Origin of the sequence: Ornithinimicrobium flavum (assembly GCF_004526345.1) — a bacterium.
GTDB lineage: Bacteria > Actinomycetota > Actinomycetes > Actinomycetales > Dermatophilaceae > Ornithinicoccus > Ornithinicoccus flavus.
In genome coordinates this window covers 2,012,079-2,030,458 of sequence record NZ_CP038213.1, presented here as the reverse complement: position 1 = coordinate 2,030,458, position 18,380 = coordinate 2,012,079, and the positions used below count along the sequence as shown (strand labels likewise).

Here is an 18,380-nt window from a genome sequence, read left to right as displayed (position 1 = left end):
AGACCCGCCTCTTTGGTGGCGCCGGGCCACTCACCTAGACTTCCCCGGGTGCCTGTTGCCGCGACCACGCGGCGTCGCTCGAGCACCCGGCTCCCCTGCGGCGCCACCCACGGACATCTTGTGAAGGGTTCCATTCAATGACACTGGCGACCGGCGCGGCCGCTGCCCAGGGAAGCGGCACGATGTCGCTGCTCCTGCTGGCGCTGCCGATCCTGCTGCTCATCTACCTCATGGTCACCCAGCGCCGCCGCGCCCGGGCGATGACCCAGGCGCAGCAAGGCCTGCAGGTCGGCCAGGAGGTGATGACCACCGCCGGGATGCACGGAGTGATCCAGGGCCTGGAGAACGACGTGGTCCACCTGCGCATCGCGGACGGTGTCGTGGTCCGCCACGACCGTCGCGCGATCGTCCCGTTGAGCATGGCGCCGGGTCGCCCCTCCGGGCAGGGTCCGGCCGCATGAGCACCTCGACCCCGGCGTCCCGGCGGGACGAGGACCTTCCGGGATCGGGCGCGGACTCAGGACGCCGGCAGGGACGGTCCGCAGGCAGCCGGCGCACCCGGCCGCGCCGCAACCCCCGCACCCGTGGCCCCCGGCGGACGCTCCTGGCCCTGCTCGCCCTCATGCTGGCGCTCTTCAGCGGCATCGGGGCTGCGCACCTGTGGGGGAGCCCGCGTGGCGAGCTCACCCCGCTGCTGGGCCTGGACCTGGCCGGCGGCCGGCAGATCGTCATGGCCCCGGTCACCGACGAGGGGGAGGTGATCGGCGCCTCGGAGCTCGACCAGGCCATCGACATCATCCGTCGCCGCATCGACGGCGGTGGCGTCGCCGAGGCCGAAGTCTCCCGGCTGGGCGGCAACATCTCCGTCGCCATCCCCGGGAACCCGACCCCCGAGCAGCTCGAGGCCCTGAGCCGATCGTCCCAGATGCGTTTCCGTCCCGTCCTGGTGGCCCAGCCCGTCCTGGCCCCGGGCGAGGAGCAGCCGACGCAGCGGACCCTGCCGCTGCCGCCCTCCGTGCTGCAGGAGCAGCTGGAGGACCAGCAGCGCCAGCTCGAGGAGCTCCTGGAGGAGCAGGAGGCCGAGGAGTCGGCACCCCCCGGGGACGAGGCGGAGCAGACCGACGAGAACCGCGGCGGGGAGCGGCTGCCGAGCAGCGCCGACGCCGCGGTCGAGACCATCGCGCCGGGTGTCCCCGCCGACGACGAGGCCACCCCGACGCAGGAGCCCGCCCCCGCACCCCCGGCCACCAACCCCTCGGACCTGGCGCAGATCACGCCCGAGCTGCAGGCGGCCTTCACCGCCGCCGACTGCGCCGACCCGCAGCTGCAGGACACGGTGGCCTCGGCCCCCGCGAACCAGCCGATCGTCGCCTGCAGCAGCGAGGGTGACGAGAAGTACATCCTCGGTCCCGCCGAGCTCTCCGGCGGCAACCTCACCGACGCGGTCGCCGCGCCGGAGCAACTGCAGGGTGGGGCGGTGAGCGGCCGCTGGGTCGTCAACCTCACCTTCGACGACGAGGGCCGCGAGGCGTTCACCCAGGTGACCCAGCGCCTGTTCGGCTACCCGCAGGGGTCCGCGCAGAACCGGTTCGCGATGGTGCTCGACGGCGAGGTCATCTCTGCGCCGACCGTCAACGACGTCATCTCCGGCGGCACCGCGACCATCAGCGGCACCTTCACCCCGGAGACCGCCCAGACGCTGGCCAACCAGCTGAAGTTCGGCGCCCTGCCGCTCAGCTTCGACGTGCAGACCTCCGAGCAGATCAGCCCCACCCTCGGTGGGGAGCAGCTGCGCTACGGCGTCATCGCCGGGGCGATCGGCCTCCTGCTCGTCTTCGTCTTCATGCTGGTCCAGTACCACGCGCTCGGGCTGGTGGCCATCGCCTCGCTGATCATCGCGGCGCTGCTGGCCTACGGCTCGGTCACGCTGCTCGGGTGGGCCAACAACTTCCGGCTCACCATGGCCGGGGTCACCGGTCTCATCGTGGCGATCGGCATCACGGCCGACAGCTTCATCGTCTACTTCGAGCGGATCCGCGACGAGGTGCGCTCCGGTCGCCCGTTGCGCTACGCCGTCGACACCGGGTGGGAGCGTGCCCGCCGCACGCTGATCATCTCCGACGTGGTCAACCTCATCGCCGCCGCCGTGCTCTACTTCCTCTCCGAGGCCGGGGTCAAGGCGTTCGCGTTCGCCCTGGGCCTGACCACCGTCATCGACCTGCTGGTCGTCTTCATGTTCACCCACCCTGTCGTGAGCATCCTGGCCAACACCCGGTTCTTCGGCGAGGGGCGCAAGTGGTCGGGCATGGAGCCCGAGCGGCTGGGCGCCAAGCGGTCGGCCTACCTCGGACGCGGGCAGGTGCGTGAGCCCGAGGTGCTCGCCCCGGGCCGCAGACGGCATACCCGCGAAGAGCTGGAAGGTGGTGTGGTCTGATGTCGCGTTTCTCCCAGTTCGGCAACGACCTCTACAGCGGCAAGCGAGTCTTCGACATCGTCGGCCGACGCAAGGTCTGGTATGCCGTGACCGCGGTGCTCATCCTGCTGTCCCTCGCCGGGCTGGTGGGGCGTGGACTGAACTTCGGCATCGAGTTCCGCGGCGGCTCGGAGCTGCGGGTCAGCCAGGTCCAGGACATGCAGGGTTACGAGGGTCGGGCCGGGGCCATCGTCGAGGAGCTGTCGCCCGGCAGCACGACGACCGTGACCCGGATCGGGGACGACACCGTCCGGATCCAGACCGGTGAGCTCGAGAGCGCGCAGGCCGAGACGGCACGGGCCCAGCTCGCCGAGGAGTTCGACGTCGAGGTCGCCGACGTAGCCAGCTCCCTGGTCGGCCCGTCCTGGGGCGAGACCGTGACCCAGCGTGCCGCGATCGCGCTGGCGGTGTTCCTGGCCCTGGTCACGGTGGTGCTCACCCTCTACTTCTCCACGTGGAAGATGGCCGCGGCGGCGATGGTCGCGCTCGTCCACGACGTGCTGTTCACCATCGGTGTCTACGCGCTGCTGGGGATCGAGGTGTCGCCGGCGTCGGTCATCGGCTTCCTCACCATCCTGGGCTACTCCATCTACGACACGATCGTCGTCTTCGACAAGGTCCGGGAGAACACCGAGCACGCCGCCGACACCAAGCGGCAGACCTTCGCCGAGGCGGCGAACACCGCGGTCAACCAGACCTTCGTGCGCTCGATCAACACCTCGATCGTGGCGCTGCTGCCCGTGGGCGTCATCCTGCTCGTCGGCATCACCCTCATCGGACCGGGCACCCTGGTGGACCTGGCGTGGGCGCTGTTCATCGGCATCGCGGTGGGCACCTTCTCCTCGATCTTCATCGCCACCCCCCTGCTGGTCGACATGCGCTCCGGCGAGCTGGAGATCCGCAAGCAGGACGCCCAGGTCACCAAGCGTCGCCAGCGGGCGCTGGCCCGCTCGGGCCGCGGCGAGAGCGCCGTCCCGGAGCTGGAGCCCGAGCAGGACCTGGCGGACGGCGAGGATGACCTGGTGCCCGCCGGTCGTCGGACCGCGACCGCTCCGACCCCCGGCACGGCCTCCCCGGCCACGGGTGTCTCGGTGCCGGGGCGCCAGCTCCACCCCTACGCCCAGCGCGGGCCGCGCAACCAGCCCAAGCGCAAGAACCGGAGCTGACCGGTGGCCCCGGTGGACCAGCAGCTGGCCGCCCGCGTGGCGGCGGCCATGCGGGACATCCCCGACTTCCCGGAGGCCGGGGTGGTCTTCAAGGACTTCACCCCCATCCTGCTCGACCCCGACCTCCGTGACCTCATCGTGCGGGACACCGTCGAGCGGCGCCGGGGACAGGTGGACGTCGTGGCCGGCATCGAGGCCCGAGGTTTCATCCTGGGGTCGATGATCGCCCACGAGCTCGGCGTGGGCTTCGTCCCGGTCCGCAAGGAGGGCAAGCTCCCGGCCCCCGTCCACTCCGAGTCCTACTCGTTGGAGTACGGCACGGCGACCCTGGAGATCCACCAGGACGCGGTCTCCCACCACGAGCGCGTGCTGGTCGTGGACGACGTGCTGGCGACCGGTGGCACGCTGGCGGCCACCTGCGAGCTCATCGAGCGGTGCGGGGCCAGCGTCGCCGCGATCGAGATCGTCCTGGAGATCGGCGCTCTCGGGGGTGCTGCGAAGCTCTCCGGCTACGACCTGCACTGCCAGGTCACCATCTGAGGTGGTGGTGGGCCCACCGCGGAGGCGGCGGGGCTGGGCGCCCCTGCCGGGACCTATGATCGGTCCATGACCGAGCAGCCGCCCAGCTCTGCGCCGGCCAGCCGCTCCGGCGGCGGGCTGCGGCCCCGCTGGGCGCGACTCGGCGGCACACGTGCCCCGACGAACCCGGCCCTCGAGCCGCTGCTGCGCGCCGTCCGGGCCACCCACCCGCGGGCCGACCTGTCGCTGATCGAACGGGCCTACGCCACGGCCGAGGAGGCCCACCGGGGCCAGACCCGCAAGAGCGGGGACGCCTACATCACCCACCCCCTCGCGGTGGCCAGCATCCTGGCCGAGCTGGGCATGACGCCGTCCACGATCGCGGCCGCCCTCCTGCACGACACGGTGGAGGACACCTCCTACTCGCTCCAGCAGCTGCGCAAGGACTTCGGCGAGGAGATCGCCATGCTGGTCGACGGGGTCACCAAGCTCGACAAGGTGACCTACGGCGAGGCGGCCCAGGCCGAGACCGTCCGCAAGATGGTCGTGGCCATGGCCCGGGACATCCGGGTGCTGGTCATCAAGCTCGCGGACCGGGTGCACAACGCCCGCACCTGGCGCTACGTCTCCCCGGAGAGCGCGGCCCGCAAGGCGTCCGAGACGCTGGAGATCTACGCCCCCCTCGCCCACCGGCTGGGGATGAACACCATCAAGTGGGAGCTCGAGGACCTGGCCTTCGCCCAGCTCTACCCCAAGGTCTACGACGAGATCGTCCGCATGGTCGCCGACAGGGCCCCCGCGAGGGAGGAGATGCTCTCCAAGGTCCGGGCCCAGATCAAGGAGGAGCTCAAGGACGCCAAGGTCAGGGCCACCGTGACCGGCCGCCCCAAGCACTACTACTCGGTCTACCAGAAGATGATCGTGCGCGGGACCGACTTCGACAAGATCTACGACCTCATGGGCGTGCGGGTCCTGGTCGACTCCATCCAGGACTGCTACGCCGTGCTCGGCGCGATCCACAACCGCTGGAACCCGGTGCCCGGGCGGTTCAAGGACTACATCGCGATGCCGAAGTTCAACATGTACCAGTCGTTGCACACGACGGTGATCGGCCCCGAGGGCAAGCCGGTCGAGATCCAGATCCGCACGTACCAGATGCACCGCCGGGCCGAGTACGGCGTCGCGGCGCACTGGAAGTACAAGGAGGGTGGGCCCGACGGCACCCGGGCCGGCACCGGCAGCGACGGCGCCCCCGGGGCGCTGGAGGGTATGCAGTGGCTCAGCCAGCTGCTGGAGTGGCAGCGGGAGACGAGCGACCCGGGGGAGTTCCTCGACTCCCTGCGCTTCGAGGTCGGTGCGGCGGAGGTCTACGTCTTCACCCCGGGCGGCGACGTCATGGCGCTGCCCGCCGGGGCGACGCCCGTCGACTTCGCCTACGCCGTGCACACGGAGGTGGGCCACCGGTGCGTCGGCGGCCGGGTCAACGGCAAGCTGGTCCCGCGTGGACTCCGAGCTCGCCAACGGTGACGTGTGCGAGATCATCACGAGCAAGGCCCAGGACGCCGGCCCGAGCCGGGACTGGCTCAGCTTCGTCAAGAGCGCCCGGGCCCGCAACAAGATCCGCCAGTGGTTCACCCGTGAGCGCCGCGACGAGATGGTCGAGTCCGGCAAGGACGAGATCGCCAAGGTCATCCGCAAGCAGAACGCCCCGGTCCAGCGGCTCATGAGCCACGACACCCTGACGGCGGTGGCGCAGGACCTCAGCTACAAGGACCTCGAGGGGCTCTTCGCCGCGGTGGGGGAGGGCCACGTCTCGGCGCAGCACGTGGTCCGGCAGCTGGTCGCGACCCTGGGTGGGGAGGACGCGGCGGAGGAGGACCTCGCCGAGGGGGTCCGCCCGCGACGGGGACGGGTGCTGCAGGGCGACCCGGGGGTCACGGTCGTCGGGGCCGACGACGTGTGGGTCAAGCTCGCCAAGTGCTGCACGCCCGTGCCCGGCGACCCGATCCTGGGCTTCGTCACCCACGGCAAGGGGTGTCGGTGCACCGGACCGACTGCACCAACGCCGAGCAGCTGCAGCGGCACCCCGAGCGCCTCATCTCCGTGGCGTGGGCACCCACCTCCTCCAGCCTCTTCCTCGTCAACCTCCAGGTCGAGGCGCTGGACCGGGCGGGCCTGCTGTCCGACATCACCCGCGCCCTGTCGGAGCAGCACGTCAACATCCTGTCGGCGTCGGTCCAGACCAGCAGCGACCGGGTCGCGCTGTCGAAGTTCACCTTCGAGATGGCAGACCCCTCGCACCTGGACTCGGTCATCCGGGCGGTGCGCCGGATCCCGGCGGTCCTCGACGCCTACCGGGTCACCGGCACGGCCCGGACCGACCCGCACCGGCGCCGTCCGGCCTGACGCCCCCGGCTCAACCGGCCCGGGGGGCCAGGAACGCGCCCAGGGCCGCGGCATACCCGGCCTGGTCCAGCGTGCCGCAGATCTCTCTCGTGGAGTGCATGGAGAGCACCGGAGCGCCGAAGTCGACCGTCGTCGCCCCCGTCAGGGCCGAGGTCATCGGTCCCACGGTGGAGCCGCACGGCAGGTCGGTGCGGGTGACGAAGGTCTGCATCGGAACACCCGCCTGCTCGCAGGCCAGGGCGAAGGCGCTGGCCCCCAGGGAGTCCGTGGCGTAGCGCAGGTTGGCGTTGACCTTCAGCACCGGTCCGCCGTTCATGAGGATCGGGTGCTCGGGCTCGTGCCGCTCGGCGTAGTTGGGGTGCGTGGCGTGCGCCATGTCGCCCGAGGCGATGACCGACCCGGCGAGCGCCCGCCAGTAGTCCTCGCGCGTGCCGCCGGCGGCCTGGACCAGACGCTCCAGCCACGAGGGCAGGAAGGTGGACTGGGCGCCCCGCTCGGACATGCTCCCCACCTCCTCGTGGTCGAAGAGCACGATCATCGGGATGCTGGGCCGGGCGGCCGGCTCCTGCACCGCCTCCAGGAGCGCGAGGACGGCGGCGTAGGAGGTCGCCAGGTTGTCGAGCCGGGCCGAGGCGAGGAGCTCGCCGTCGAGCCCGATGCGCCGGGCGGGGGTGAGGTCGTGGGTCATGGCGTCGTAGGCCAGGACGTCCTCGGGGGCCACCCCGACCTGGTCGGCCAGCCAGCCGCGGAAGGTCCGGCTCCCGTCGGCGTGGCCCAGGGCCCAGTGCGGGGCGAGGTGCTGCTGGTCGTTGAGCTGCAGGCCCTCGGTGCGGACCGTCCGGTCCAGGTGGATCGCGAGCTGGGAGACCCGCAGCAGCGGGTCGTCGCAGCGCCACAGCCGGGCGGTGAAGCCGTCCGGCGCGTCCGCGTCGCGGACGGTGACCCGTCCGGACAGGCCCAGGTCACGGTCCAGCCAGGAGTTGGTCAGGGCCCCGCCGTAGATCTCGACCCCCAGCATCTGCCAGCCGGCCCGGCTCCAGTCCGGGTGCGGCTTGACGCGCAGGTTGGGGGAGTCGGTGTGGGCCCCCACGACGCGGTAGGGGGTGGACGCGGCATACCCGTCCGGGCCCGCGAGGTGGGCGGTCGACCAGGCCAGCAACGAGCCGCCCCGCCGCACGAGGTAGGACCCGGGCCGGGTGGGCGTGACGTCTGTCTCGGTCACCTCGACGAACCCCTGCTCGGCCAGCAGGTCGGCGGCCGACCCGACGGCGTGGAACGGGGACGGGGAGGCGTCGAGGTAGCGGCACAGACCCTCCGCCACCTCGGTGACGCGGGTGGCGAGGTCGGCGGCGGCCATCAGCCGAGTCCGCCGCGGGCGGACTCCAGCCACACCTTCTTCGTGGCCAGCTCGGTCTCGATGCCGGCGACACGTCGCTCGTCACCGGCGGCGCGGGCGGCCGCCAGGTCGGACTCCAGACCCTGGACCTGCCGCTCGAGCTGGTCGACCATCGACCGAGCGCGGGCGGTCAGCTCGGGGTCCGATCGCTTCCACTGGGACTCCTCCAGGTCCCGCACGGCCTGCTCGACGGCGCGCAGACGCCCCTCGACCCGATGGATGTCGGCCCGCGGCACCTTGCCCGCGGCGTCCCACCGGTCCTGGATGCGCCGCAGCTGCTCCTTGGCCTGGTCCAGGTGGGCCAGGTCCACCGTGATCGCCTCCGCCTCCGCGAGCAGCGCCTCCTTGACCTTGAGGTTCTCGGCGTACTCCGCCTCCTCGGCGGCCACCACCTCGTCCTTGGCGTTGAAGAAGGAGTCCTGGGCCGCCTTGAACCGGGACCACAGCGCGTCGTCGTCGGCCCGGGCGGCCCGACCGGCCCGCTTCCAGTCCTGCATGAGGCGCTTGAAGGCGCTCGCGGTGGGCCCCCAGTCCTTGCTGGAGGCGAGCGCCTCGGCCTCGGCGACGAGCTTCTCCTTGGCCCTCCGGGCCTCGGCGTGCTGGTCGTCGAGCTGGGCGAACCAGGCCTTGCGGGCCTTGTCGAAGCTCGACCGGGCCCCGCTGAAGCGCTGCCACAGGGCGCCCTCGACGTCCTTGTCCAGGCGGGGGCCTGAGCGCTGGTGGGACTTCCACTCGTCCAGCAGCTCCCGCACCCTGCTGCTGCTCTGCTTCCACTGCATCCGGGCCGGGTCGGTCGCCGCCAGCTGCTCGGCCTCGGCCACGATCGCCTCGCGCTCCACGGCCGCCTTCGCCTTGGCGGCGGCCCGCAGCTCGGCCTCCTGGGCGGCCTTGGTGGCCACGGCCTCCTCCAGGTGGCCCACCACGGCCTCCAGGGCGGCCAGGTCGCCCACCACGTGGGCGTCCCCGATCTGCTCCTTCAGGTGCGCCAGGGACTGGCGGGCGTCGTGCGCGCTGACCTCCGTGCCGGCGAGCCGGGCGCGTAGCAGGTCCGCGGCGGCGGCGAGCTCGTCGTACTTGCGGGCGAAGTAGGCCAGGGCCTCCTCCGGCGTGGCGTCGGGGTAGGAGCCGACCGCTCTCTCCGATCCGTCGGCGGCGACGACGTAGACGGTGCCGTCGTCCCCGACACGGCCGTGCTTCATCGACTCGCTGGGGGTGGAGGGCGTAGGGGGCAGCTGGCTGGTGGCCCCGCTCTCCACGTCGGCGGCACCGGAGTCGGCCCCGGAGGCCGCGGGGACGGCGGGTGCGGGGCGGGGTGCCGCCGGCCGACGCGCGGCGAACATCGCCGGCGTCGGGGGAGCGGGCCGCGGTGCCACCGGCGCGTCCTGCGCGGGGGCGGGAGAGGGCGCGTCCGGCTCGGCCGGCGTCTCCTCGGCGGGGACCTCGGCACCCGGGGGCGCCTCCTCCACGGGTGCCTCGACTGGGCCGTCCTGGGTCGTAGCGTCCGCAGAGACCTCGGCAGCGTCGGGCTCGGCGGCCTCGGGCTCGGCAGCCTCAGGCTCGGCAGCCTCGGGCTCGGTGGCTTCGGACTCCCCGGCCGTCTCGGGCTCGGAGGCCTCGGCCGTCTCGGGCTCGGAGACCTCGGAGGCCTCGACCGTCTCGGGCTCGGACTCCCCGGCCGACTCGGGCTCGGAGACCTCCGCCCCGGTGTCCTCGCTCACGGGCACGTCGCTGTCGGGCGTCTCCGTCGTCGGCGCCTCGACCGCGGGGGTCGGGTCCGACTCGGGGACCTGCTCGGGCTGGTGGGTCTGCTCGGACACTGGTGGTGGCCTATCTGTGAGGACCGCGCGCGCGACCATCGGGGTCGTGCACGACATGGCGTGGGTGGTCCGACCCTACCTAACGACCCCCCTGCCGCCCGCAGGGATAACCTCGCAGCATGTTCGTGCGCAGCGTCGTGGCCGACGCCTTCGGGACCAACTGCTACGTCGTGGCGCCCGCCGAGGGGGAGGAGTGCATCATCGTCGACCCCGGCATCGGGGTGGAGGGGCGGGTGCAGGAGATCCTCCGCGAGCACCGGCTGCGGCCCGCCGCGGTCCTGCTCACCCACGGTCACCTCGACCACGTATATGCCGTCACCCCGGTCTGCGCCGGCACCGTGGCCGCGCACATCCACACCGACGACCGCTACCGCCTGGTCGACCCGCTGGCCAGCCTCGGGCCGGGTCTGCTGCCCGCGCTCGAGCAGCAGTTCGGCCGGAGGGCGACCTGGACCGAGCCGGAGGAGGTCGTCGAGATCGTCGACCGGGAGGTGCTGCGGATCGCGGGGCTCAGCATCGAGGTGGCCCACGCCCCGGGCCACACGGAGGGCTCGGTCCTGTTCTCGCTGGCGGGGGTGCCGCAGGGCATCCCGACCGACGAGCTCGAGCGCACCGTGCTGTCCGGTGACGTGCTCTTCGCCGGCTCGATCGGACGCACCGACCTGCCCGGCGGGGACCCGGCGGCGATGCAGCGCTCCCTGCGCGAGGTCGTCCTGACCCAGCCCGACCCCACCCTGGTCCTGCCCGGCCACGGGCCGGCCACCACGATCGCCCGCGAGCGGGCGACCAACCCCTACCTGCTCGACGTCGCCGGCTGAGGCCCGGAGCGGCATACCCGCCTCGGTAGACTCGCCCGGTGATCACCCCCCGCACCCCTTCCGGCGTCCTCGAGCTGCTGCCGCCCGACCAGGTGGCCTTCCAGCGGATGCTCGACCAGATCCGTGCCGGCTATGAGCGGTTCGGCTTCCTGCCCGTGGAGACCCCCGTCTTCGAGCGCTCCGACGTGCTGCTGACCAAGACCGGCGGGGAGACCGAACGTCAGGTCTACTTCGTGCAGTCGACCGGGGCCCTGGAGAAGACGCGGGAGGGGCAGGCCGCGGGGGAGGAGGGACGCTCCCCGAGCTCGCCCTCCGGTTCGACCTCACCGTCCCCCTGGCGCGCTACGTGGCCGAGCACGAGCACCAGCTCACCTTCCCCTTCCGCCGCTACCAGATGCAGCGCGTCTACCGCGGCGAGCGCCCGCAGCGGGGCCGGTTCCGCGAGTTCTACCAGTGCGACGTGGACATCATCGGCAAGGACGAGCTCTCCGTGCGGCACGACGCCGAGGCGCCGGCGATCATCCACAGCATCTTCACCGACCTGGCCATCGGCCCCTTCACCATCCAGATCAACAACCGCAAGCTGCTCCGGGGTTTCTACGATGACCTGGGCATCACCGACCCTGACTCCCAGGCCGCCGTCCTGCGCGAGGTGGACAAGCTGGACAAGCGGGGACCGGCCTACCTCACCGAGACCCTCACCGGCCCCGGCTTCGACCTCGCCCAGGAGGTCGTCGAGCGGATCCTCGCCTTCGTCCAGGTCCGGTCCCGCGGCCACGACGACGCCCTGGCCCGGTTGGCCGAGGTGGAGGCGGGGTCGGCCGGCAGCCCGGCCCTGGCCACCGGCGTGTCCGAGCTGCGGGAGGTGCTGACCCTGGTCCGGGCGATGGGCGTCCCCGAGGCCGACTACTGCCTCAACTTCTCGATCGCCCGCGGGCTGGACTACTACACCGGCACGGTCTACGAGACAACCCTGGACGAGCACCCGGAGATCGGCTCCATCTGCTCCGGCGGCCGCCGACAACCTCGCGGGGCAGTACACCCGGTCCCGGCTCCCCGGCGTGGGGATCTCGATCGGCCTCTCCCGGCTCTTCTGGCAGCTGCGGGAGGCGGGCCTGCTCGAGGAGTCCAGCGGCCGGTCGACCGTCCAGGTCCTCGTCCCCCAGCTGGATGCCGACCTGCTGGACCAGCAGCTGGCCCTCGCCTCCCAGCTGCGCCACGGCGGCATCAACACCGAGGCCGTCCTCGACGGGGGCAAGCTCGGCAAGCAGCTCCGGTATGCCGACCGCGCCGGCATCCGGTTCGTCGCCCTGCTCGGCGAGCAGGAGGTGTCGGACGACACGGTCACCATCAAGGACCTGTGCCGGCAGGACCAGTTCACCGTCCCGCGGGCCGAGGTGGTCTCCGCCCTGCGGGTCGAGCTGGCCCAGCCCCAGGTCTGAGCGGCGTCAGTCCTCGACGTCCACCGTGAGGATGCTGATCGGCTGGGCGGGGGCCCCGTCCGGGGTGCCGCCCTGCCCGCCCTGGGCGGCGACCGCCTCGACGATGTCCAGGCCCTCAGTCACCTGCCCGAAGATGCTGTAGCCGCCTCCGTCGACGGGGAGCTGGGTCGTCTCGTGGACCACGAAGAACTGGCCGCCGTTGCTGTTCGGGTCCTGGGTGCGGGCCATCGCCAGCGTGCCCGGCGGGTAGATCCCGTCGCTCGGGGCGTTCTCGATCCCGTAGGCGTAGCCCGGGTTGCCGCGACCGGTCCCGGTGGGGTCGCCGCACTGCAGCACGTAGATCCCCTGGGTGGTGAGCCGGTGGCAGGGGCTGTCGTCCCAGTAGCCCTCCTGGGCCAGGAGGACGAAGGACGCCACGGTCTGCGGGGCCCGGTCGGCGAAGAGCTCCACGACGATGTCGCCGCAGCTCGTCCCCAGGGTGGCCGTCACAGTGGCCGGGTCGCCCGGGTGCGGTGCCGGAAGGTCGTCCTGGGAGAACTGCGGGGGCGAGGAGGGCGGGGCCGGGGGCTCGGCGCACTCCACCTCGGTCCCCGGCGCGTCGCCCGACGCGGACGGGGCGTCGTCGGCCCCGAACATCGGGGAGCCGCTGCCGCACGCGGCGAGGGCGAGGGTGGTGGCCAGGGCGAGGGCGGGGACCAGGGGACGACGCATGACGCAGGATTCTAGGACCGCCCCGGAGGCGTGCTAGCGTAATAGCGCGCTGGCACACGGCCGGCGCGTTCCCGTGGAAGGACCAGGATGAAGCAGCGACAGGGTGGTGCGCAGCGGGCCGGGCTCGTGCGCGCCGAGCTCGCCGCCACGCTCGCCGGTCTCGACGACCCCGCCGAGGTGGATGCCTTCCTCGACGACCTGTGCACCCCGGCGGAGGTGGAGGCCCTGGCCGACCGGTGGTCGGTCGTGCCGCTGCTCGCCGACGGGATGCCGTACCGTCGCATCCACGAGGTGACCGGCGTCAGCGTAACCACCGTCGGGCGCATCGCCCGCTGCCTGGACGGCGGGGCCGGGGGATACCTCGCGGCGCTCCCGCACCATCCGTCGCGGCGGTAGCCACCTGCTCCCGCCGCGCCACAGGTCCCCTTCTCCCTCCTCGTCCGGAAGGTCGTCATGACCCCGCCCGCGCCGCGCGACCGTCTGCGCGTGGCCATCCAGAAGTCCGGCCGCCTCGGCGACCCGGCCCGCGAGCTGCTCGCCTCCTGCGGTCTCACCTGGCGTGAGAGCCGGGACAAGCTCTTCCTCTACGGCGAGTCGCTGCCCGTGGACCTGCTGCTGGTCCGCGACGACGACATCCCCGGCCTCATCGCCGACGGGGTGTGCGACCTCGGCATCGTGGGCCGCAACGTCCTCGTGGAGCACAGCCTGGGCCGGGAGGAGGAGGGCCGCCCCTCCGGGCTGACCGAGTGGCGGCAGCTGGGCTGGGGCACCTGCCGGCTGGACGTCGCCATCGACGAGGGGCAGGAGTGGACCGGCCCCGAGCAGCTGGCCGGGCTGCGGATCGCGACCTCCTACCCGCACACGCTCACCCGCTGGCTGCGCGACCACGACGTGCGCGCCGAGCCGGTGGTCCTCAACGGCTCCGTCGAGATCGCCCCGCGCCTGGGCCAGGCCGACGTGGTCTGCGACCTGGTCTCCACCGGCGGGACCCTGCGTGCCAACCAGCTGCGGCCCGTCACCACCATCCTGCACTCCGAGGCGGTCATCGCCGGGCCCGACTCCACGCTGGACGACGGGCGCCAGGAGATCGCCGACCTGCTGATGCGGCGCCTGGACGGGGCGGTGCAGCTCAAGGAGTCCCGTCTGCTCATGCTGCGCGCCGCCCGGGAGACCCTGACCGACCTGCTGCCGCTGCTGCCGGCCGGTCACGAGCCGACCGTGCTGCAGGTGGACGACCGCACGGAGGTCTCGGTGCAGGTGCTGGTGCACGGGTCGGTGTCCTGGGCCAAGCTCGAGCAGCTCAAGCAGGCCGGCGCGCACAACCTCATGGTCCTGCCCGTCGAGGGGATGCTGGCATGAACGTCCTGACCTGGACCGAGCTCGACGAGGCCGGTCGCGCCGAGGCGCTGCGGCGCGGCACCGCGGCCGCGGGGCCCGAGGTCACCGCTGGCGTGGCGGAGATCCTGCGCGAGGTGCGGACCCGCGGCGACGACGCGCTCCGCGAGCTCACCGCACGCCTGGACGGGGCGGAGCCGGCGACGATCGAGGTCCCCGCCGACGCCCGGGCCGCCGCCGTCGCCGGCCTGGACCCGGCCCTCCGCGACGCGATCACGGAGGCCGCGGGCCGGATCCGCGTCTTCCACGAGGCGGGCCGGCAGCAGGGGTATGCCGTGGAGACGGCCCCCGGTGTCGTGTGCGAGCGGGTGGTGCGGCCCATCCGCCGCGTCGGTCTCTACGTGCCCGCGGGCTCGGCCCCGCTGCCTTCGACCGCGCTCATGCTCGGCGTCCCCGCCCAGCTCGCCGGGTGCCCCGAGGTCGTCCTGTGCACGCCCCCGCGTCCCGACGGCACGGCCGACCCGGCCGTGCTGGCCGCCGCGGCCGAGTGCGGCATCACCCAGGTCTTCCTCGTCGGCGGGGCGCAGGCGGTCGCCGCCATGGCCTACGGGACGCCGACCGTCCCGCGCTGCGACAAGATCTTCGGCCCCGGCAACGCCTGGGTCACCGAGGCCAAGCGGCAGGTGTCCACCGCGGAGGGCGGGCCCGGCATCGACCTGCCCGCCGGCCCCTCCGAGGTGCTGGTCGTCGCCGACGCCGGGGCGGACCCCGAGTTCGTCGCCGCCGACCTGCTCTCCCAGGCCGAGCACGGCCCCGACAGCCAGGTCATCCTGCTCACCGACAGCCCCGCGCTGGCCGACGCCGTCGCCGCGCAGGTGCAGGAGCAGGTGGAGACCCTCCCGCGCGCCGCGATCGCCCGCAAGGCGCTCGCCGCCTCCCGGCTCATCGTCACCCCCGACCTGGAGACCGCCCTGGAGGTCTCCAACGACTACGCGCCCGAGCACCTCATCCTGGCGCTGCGGGACCCCCGGGCCTGGATCGACCGGGTGGACCGCGCCGGCTCGGTCTTCCTCGGCGACCACACGCCGGAGACGCTCGGCGACTACTGCTCGGGGACCAACCACGTGCTCCCGACGGCGGGCGCCGCCCGCTACACCGGCGGGGTCAACGTCGCGGCCTTCCAGATCGCGATGACCGTGCAGCGCGCCACCCCGGCCGGGCTGCAGGAGGTCGGGCCGTGCGCGGTCATCTTGGCCGAGGCCGAGCAGCTGCACGCGCACCAGCGTGCCGTGACCCGCCGGCTGGACCGCCTCGCTCCGGGGCCCTGGTGAGGGCCGACGCGGCCGCGGCGGACTTCCCCCGCGGCCTGGTGCGACCCGACCTGCAGAACTTCACCGGCTACTCCTCGGCCAGGATGTCCGCCCCGGCGACCACCGCCGCGCCGACCCGGATCTGGCTCAACGCCAACGAGGCCGCCGGAGCCAGCGGCGCCGACCCGGAGGGGTCGAGCCGCCGCTACCCGGACCCCCAGCCACCACCGCTGCTCACCGCCCTCGCGGACCTGTGGTCCACCACCGAGGATCGCGTGGTGGTCGGGCGGGGCAGCGACGAGCTCATCGAGCTCGTCGTGCGCTCGGTCTGCCGGCCCGGGCAGGACGGGGTCGTCGTCGCCTCCCCGACCTTCGGGATGTATGCCGTGTCCGCCCGGCTCCACGGGGTGCCCGTCACCGACGTCCCGCAGGCCGAGGACGGCCTGCGCTGGCGGGTCGACACGCGGGCGATGGCCGAGGCGACCCTGCGCACGGGGTCTCGGGCCGTCTTCGTCGCGACCCCGGGCAACCCCACGGGGTCCGTCGTGCCGCTGGCGCAGCTCGCCGAGCTGGCGGACGCCGTCGCCCGGCAGGCGGTGCTCGTCGTCGACGAGGCCTACGGCGAGTTCGCCGCCCAGCGCTCGGCCGCCACCCTGCTCGAGGAGCACCCCAACGTCGTGGTCCTGCGCACCCTGTCCAAGGCGCACGCCCTCGCCGGGGCACGGGTCGGGTTCGCCCTCGCCCACCCCGACCTGGCCACGGTGCTGCGGCGGGTGCAGGCGCCATACCCCGTGCCGGTCCCGGTGCGGGACCTCGCCCTTGCCGCGCTCGCGCCCCGGGCCCTGGAGGCCACCCGGCAGCGCGTGGGCCTGACCCTGCGGCTGCGCGACGAGCTCGGCCGGTTCCTGCGCGACCTGCCCGGCGTCCGGGCGGTCTACGCCTCGGAGGCCAACTTCTTCCTCGTGCGCAGCGACGACCCGGCGCGGCTGCTCCGGGTGCTCGACGCCGCCGGCATCGCCGTGCGGGACTTCCGCGCCTCCCCGGGCCTGGAGGACGCCCTGCGCATCACCGTCGGCTCCGAGCCGGAGATGGCCGCCCTGCGGCAGGCCCTGTCCACCCCCGAGGGCACCCCGGCGCCCCCCTCCGGGCCCGCCTCCGGACCCGCCTCCGGGCCCGCCCGCGGCGCCACACCCGTACCCCACCCGTCAGCCCCCGCCGAGGAGAACCCCGCATGAGCACCCGTCCGATCTGCTTCGTCGACCGCGACGGCACGATCATCGAGGAGCCCGACGACTTCCAGGTCGACTCCCTGTCCAAGGTCCGGTTCGTGGAGGGCGTCATCCCCGCCCTGCTGCGCATCCAGGACGCGGGCTTCGACCTGGTCATGGTCAGCAACCAGGACGGCCTCGGCACCGCGGCCTTTCCCCAGGAGGACTTCGACGGCCCCCACCAGCTGGTGCTGCAGGTCCTCACCAGCCAGGGGGTCCGCTTCCGCGAGGTGCTCGTCGACCCGCACCCCGCCGGCCCGGACGCGCCGTGGACGCGCAAGCCCGGCATCGGGATGGTGGTCCACCTCCTCAAGGACCGGTCCGTGGACTGGGAGCGCTCGGTCATGGTCGGCGACCGCCCCACCGACCGGGAGTTCGGCGACAACCTGGGGGTGCGGACCTACCTGCTCCCGGGCCCCGCCGGGACCGCGACCGACCCCCACGACGACGACGGCGACGGCGCGACGACGACCTGGGACCGGATCGCCCACGAGCTCGCGGACCGTCCCCGGGTCGCCTCGGTGGAGCGGAACACGGCCGAGACCCGGATCACCGTCGACGTCGACCTGGACGGGACGCCCGGCGGGGACGCGGACACCGGGATCGGCTTCTACGACCACATGCTCGACCAGCTGGCCAAGCACGGCGGCTTCGCGATGACCGTGCGCTGCCGGGGGGACCTGCACATCGACGACCACCACACGATCGAGGACGTGGCGCTGGCGGTGGGTGAGGCGATCCGCACCGCACTGGGGGACAAGCGCGGCATCGGTCGCTACGGCTTCACCCTGCCCATGGACGAGGCGCAGGCCAGCGCCGCGATCGACCTGTCCGGACGGCCCTTCTTCGCCTACCGGGGCAGCTTCGACCGGCCCACCGTCGGGGACTTCTCCACCGAGATGGTCGAGCACTTCTGGCGCTCCTTCGCCGACGCCCTGCGGTGCACCCTGCACCTGTCGGTGGAGGGCAGCAACGCCCACCACCAGATCGAGGTGGGCTTCAAGGCCGTGGCCCGCGCGCTGCGGATGGCGCTGGCCCGGCAGGGCGACGCCACCGAGCTGCCCTCCACCAAGGGCGTCCTGTGAGCGTGCGGGTCGCCCTCGTCGACTCCGGCGGCACCAACATCGGGTCCGTCAGCTACGCCCTCGAGCGCTTGGGGGCCGCGTCCCGCCTGACGGCCGACCCGGCGGACATCCTCGCCGCGGACCGGGTGATCCTGCCGGGCGTGGGTGCGGCCCGGGCCGCGATGGCCCGGCTGGACCAGCTCGGCCTCGCCGACGTCCTGCGCGAGGTCCAGGCCCCGCTGCTCGGGGTGTGCCTGGGGATGCAGCTGCTCTTCGACCGCTCGGCGGAGGATGGCGGCGTCGACACGCTGGGGCTCATCCACGGCCCGGTCGACCCCATCCCGGCCGCGCCGGGGGTGCGGGTGCCGCACATGGGATGGAACACCCTGACCGACCTGGTGGCCGACCCGCTGCTGGCCGGGATCGAGCCTGGCCAGCGGGCCTACTTCGTGCACTCCTACGCCGCGCCGGTGGGGCCCTCGACGCTGGCCACGACGGTCCACGGCACACCCCTGAGTGCGGTGGTCCGCTCCGGCCTGCGCTGGGGCGCGCAGTTCCACCCGGAGAGGTCGGCGTCGCTGGGCGCGCGGCTTCTGCGAAACTTCGTGGTGGAGGTCGACCGATGACGCCCGACCCCCACCCCCGACCCGGAGAG

General features: G+C 73.2%; 15 protein-coding genes and 2 pseudogenes. 14 read left to right on the top strand and 3 right to left on the bottom strand.

The features are described from left to right. Positions 1 to 137: 137 nt before the first annotated feature. From yajC to E3Z34_RS09485, 5 genes and pseudogenes are all read left to right on the top strand, one after another. On the top strand, positions 138 to 461 hold the full coding sequence (gene yajC / locus E3Z34_RS09505) for a preprotein translocase subunit YajC (protein WP_134773397.1): 324 nt from the start codon (positions 138 to 140) through the stop codon (positions 459 to 461). Continuing rightward, a complete protein-coding gene (gene secD / locus E3Z34_RS09500) occupies positions 458 to 2,434 on the top strand; it encodes a protein translocase subunit SecD (protein ID WP_134773396.1) in 1,977 nt (658 codons plus the stop codon). The genes yajC and secD overlap by 4 nt, the downstream gene beginning before the upstream one ends. Further along, positions 2,434 to 3,639 (top strand): protein translocase subunit SecF, encoded by a 1,206-nt coding sequence (secF, locus tag E3Z34_RS09495; protein ID WP_134773395.1) that lies wholly within the window; start codon positions 2,434 to 2,436, stop codon positions 3,637 to 3,639. The genes secD and secF overlap by 1 nt, the downstream gene beginning before the upstream one ends. A gap of 12 nt (positions 3,640 to 3,651) precedes the next feature. Continuing rightward, positions 3,652 to 4,179, top strand: a complete 528-nt coding sequence (locus tag E3Z34_RS09490; protein WP_338043705.1) for an adenine phosphoribosyltransferase — start codon at positions 3,652 to 3,654, stop codon at positions 4,177 to 4,179. 66 nt (positions 4,180 to 4,245) lie between these two features. After that, positions 4,246 to 6,564: pseudogene (locus E3Z34_RS09485) on the top strand (RelA/SpoT family protein). A 10-nt stretch (positions 6,565 to 6,574) separates the two neighbouring features. Here the strand turns inward: E3Z34_RS09485 and E3Z34_RS09480 are convergent. Continuing rightward, the gene (locus tag E3Z34_RS09480) at positions 6,575 to 7,921 is read right to left on the bottom strand and encodes a M18 family aminopeptidase (RefSeq protein WP_134773393.1); all 1,347 of its coding nucleotides are present in this window, start codon (positions 7,919 to 7,921) and stop codon (positions 6,575 to 6,577) included. Beyond that, positions 7,921 to 9,777, bottom strand: a complete 1,857-nt coding sequence (locus E3Z34_RS09475) for a DUF349 domain-containing protein (RefSeq protein WP_238695101.1) — start codon at positions 9,775 to 9,777, stop codon at positions 7,921 to 7,923. Before E3Z34_RS09475 ends, E3Z34_RS09480 begins: the two co-directional genes overlap by 1 nt. Positions 9,778 to 9,896: 119 nt before the next feature. Here E3Z34_RS09475 and E3Z34_RS09470 point away from each other — a divergent pair, with 119 nt between their 5' ends. The 3 genes and pseudogenes from E3Z34_RS09470 (at position 9,897) to E3Z34_RS18900 (ending at position 12,037) form a co-directional block, all read left to right on the top strand. Next, positions 9,897 to 10,595 carry an MBL fold metallo-hydrolase gene (locus E3Z34_RS09470; protein ID WP_134773392.1) on the top strand — a complete coding sequence of 233 codons (699 nt, stop codon included), beginning with the start codon at positions 9,897 to 9,899 and terminating at the stop codon, positions 10,593 to 10,595. A gap of 346 nt (positions 10,596 to 10,941) precedes the next feature. Continuing rightward, a pseudogene (locus E3Z34_RS20270) lies at positions 10,942 to 11,553 on the top strand (ATP phosphoribosyltransferase regulatory subunit); the annotation flags it as partial. Positions 11,554 to 11,656: 103 nt separating this feature from the next. Further along, positions 11,657 to 12,037 (top strand): His/Gly/Thr/Pro-type tRNA ligase C-terminal domain-containing protein, encoded by a 381-nt coding sequence (locus tag E3Z34_RS18900; RefSeq protein ID WP_238695099.1) that lies wholly within the window; start codon positions 11,657 to 11,659, stop codon positions 12,035 to 12,037. A 6-nt stretch (positions 12,038 to 12,043) separates the two neighbouring features. On the opposite strand, the gene E3Z34_RS09460 is transcribed toward E3Z34_RS18900, so the two are convergent. Continuing rightward, positions 12,044 to 12,748: a peptidylprolyl isomerase gene (locus tag E3Z34_RS09460; protein WP_134773391.1), complete on the bottom strand. Its 705-nt coding sequence runs from the start codon at positions 12,746 to 12,748 to the stop codon at positions 12,044 to 12,046. 87 nt (positions 12,749 to 12,835) lie between these two features. Here E3Z34_RS09460 and E3Z34_RS09455 point away from each other — a divergent pair, with 87 nt between their 5' ends. From E3Z34_RS09455 to hisH, 6 genes are read left to right on the top strand one after another with little or no spacing between them, the layout of a single operon-like run. Then, positions 12,836 to 13,144 (top strand): YerC/YecD family TrpR-related protein, encoded by a 309-nt coding sequence (locus E3Z34_RS09455; protein ID WP_134773390.1) that lies wholly within the window; start codon positions 12,836 to 12,838, stop codon positions 13,142 to 13,144. 57 nt (positions 13,145 to 13,201) lie between these two features. Further along, the gene (gene hisG, locus E3Z34_RS09450) at positions 13,202 to 14,107 is read left to right on the top strand and encodes an ATP phosphoribosyltransferase (RefSeq protein WP_134773389.1); all 906 of its coding nucleotides are present in this window, start codon (positions 13,202 to 13,204) and stop codon (positions 14,105 to 14,107) included. Then, positions 14,104 to 15,414 carry a histidinol dehydrogenase gene (gene hisD, locus E3Z34_RS09445; protein WP_134773388.1) on the top strand — a complete coding sequence of 437 codons (1,311 nt, stop codon included), beginning with the start codon at positions 14,104 to 14,106 and terminating at the stop codon, positions 15,412 to 15,414. Before hisG ends, hisD begins: the two co-directional genes overlap by 4 nt. Then, positions 15,411 to 16,628, top strand: a complete 1,218-nt coding sequence (gene hisC / locus E3Z34_RS09440) for a histidinol-phosphate transaminase (protein WP_238695098.1) — start codon at positions 15,411 to 15,413, stop codon at positions 16,626 to 16,628. Before hisD ends, hisC begins: the two co-directional genes overlap by 4 nt. Further along, the gene (gene hisB, locus E3Z34_RS09435; RefSeq protein ID WP_134773387.1) at positions 16,625 to 17,746 is read left to right on the top strand and encodes a bifunctional histidinol-phosphatase/imidazoleglycerol-phosphate dehydratase HisB; all 1,122 of its coding nucleotides are present in this window, start codon (positions 16,625 to 16,627) and stop codon (positions 17,744 to 17,746) included. The genes hisC and hisB overlap by 4 nt, the downstream gene beginning before the upstream one ends. Beyond that, positions 17,743 to 18,351 carry an imidazole glycerol phosphate synthase subunit HisH gene (gene hisH, locus E3Z34_RS09430; protein ID WP_238695097.1) on the top strand — a complete coding sequence of 203 codons (609 nt, stop codon included), beginning with the start codon at positions 17,743 to 17,745 and terminating at the stop codon, positions 18,349 to 18,351. The genes hisB and hisH overlap by 4 nt, the downstream gene beginning before the upstream one ends. Positions 18,352 to 18,380: the final 29 nt, after the last annotated feature.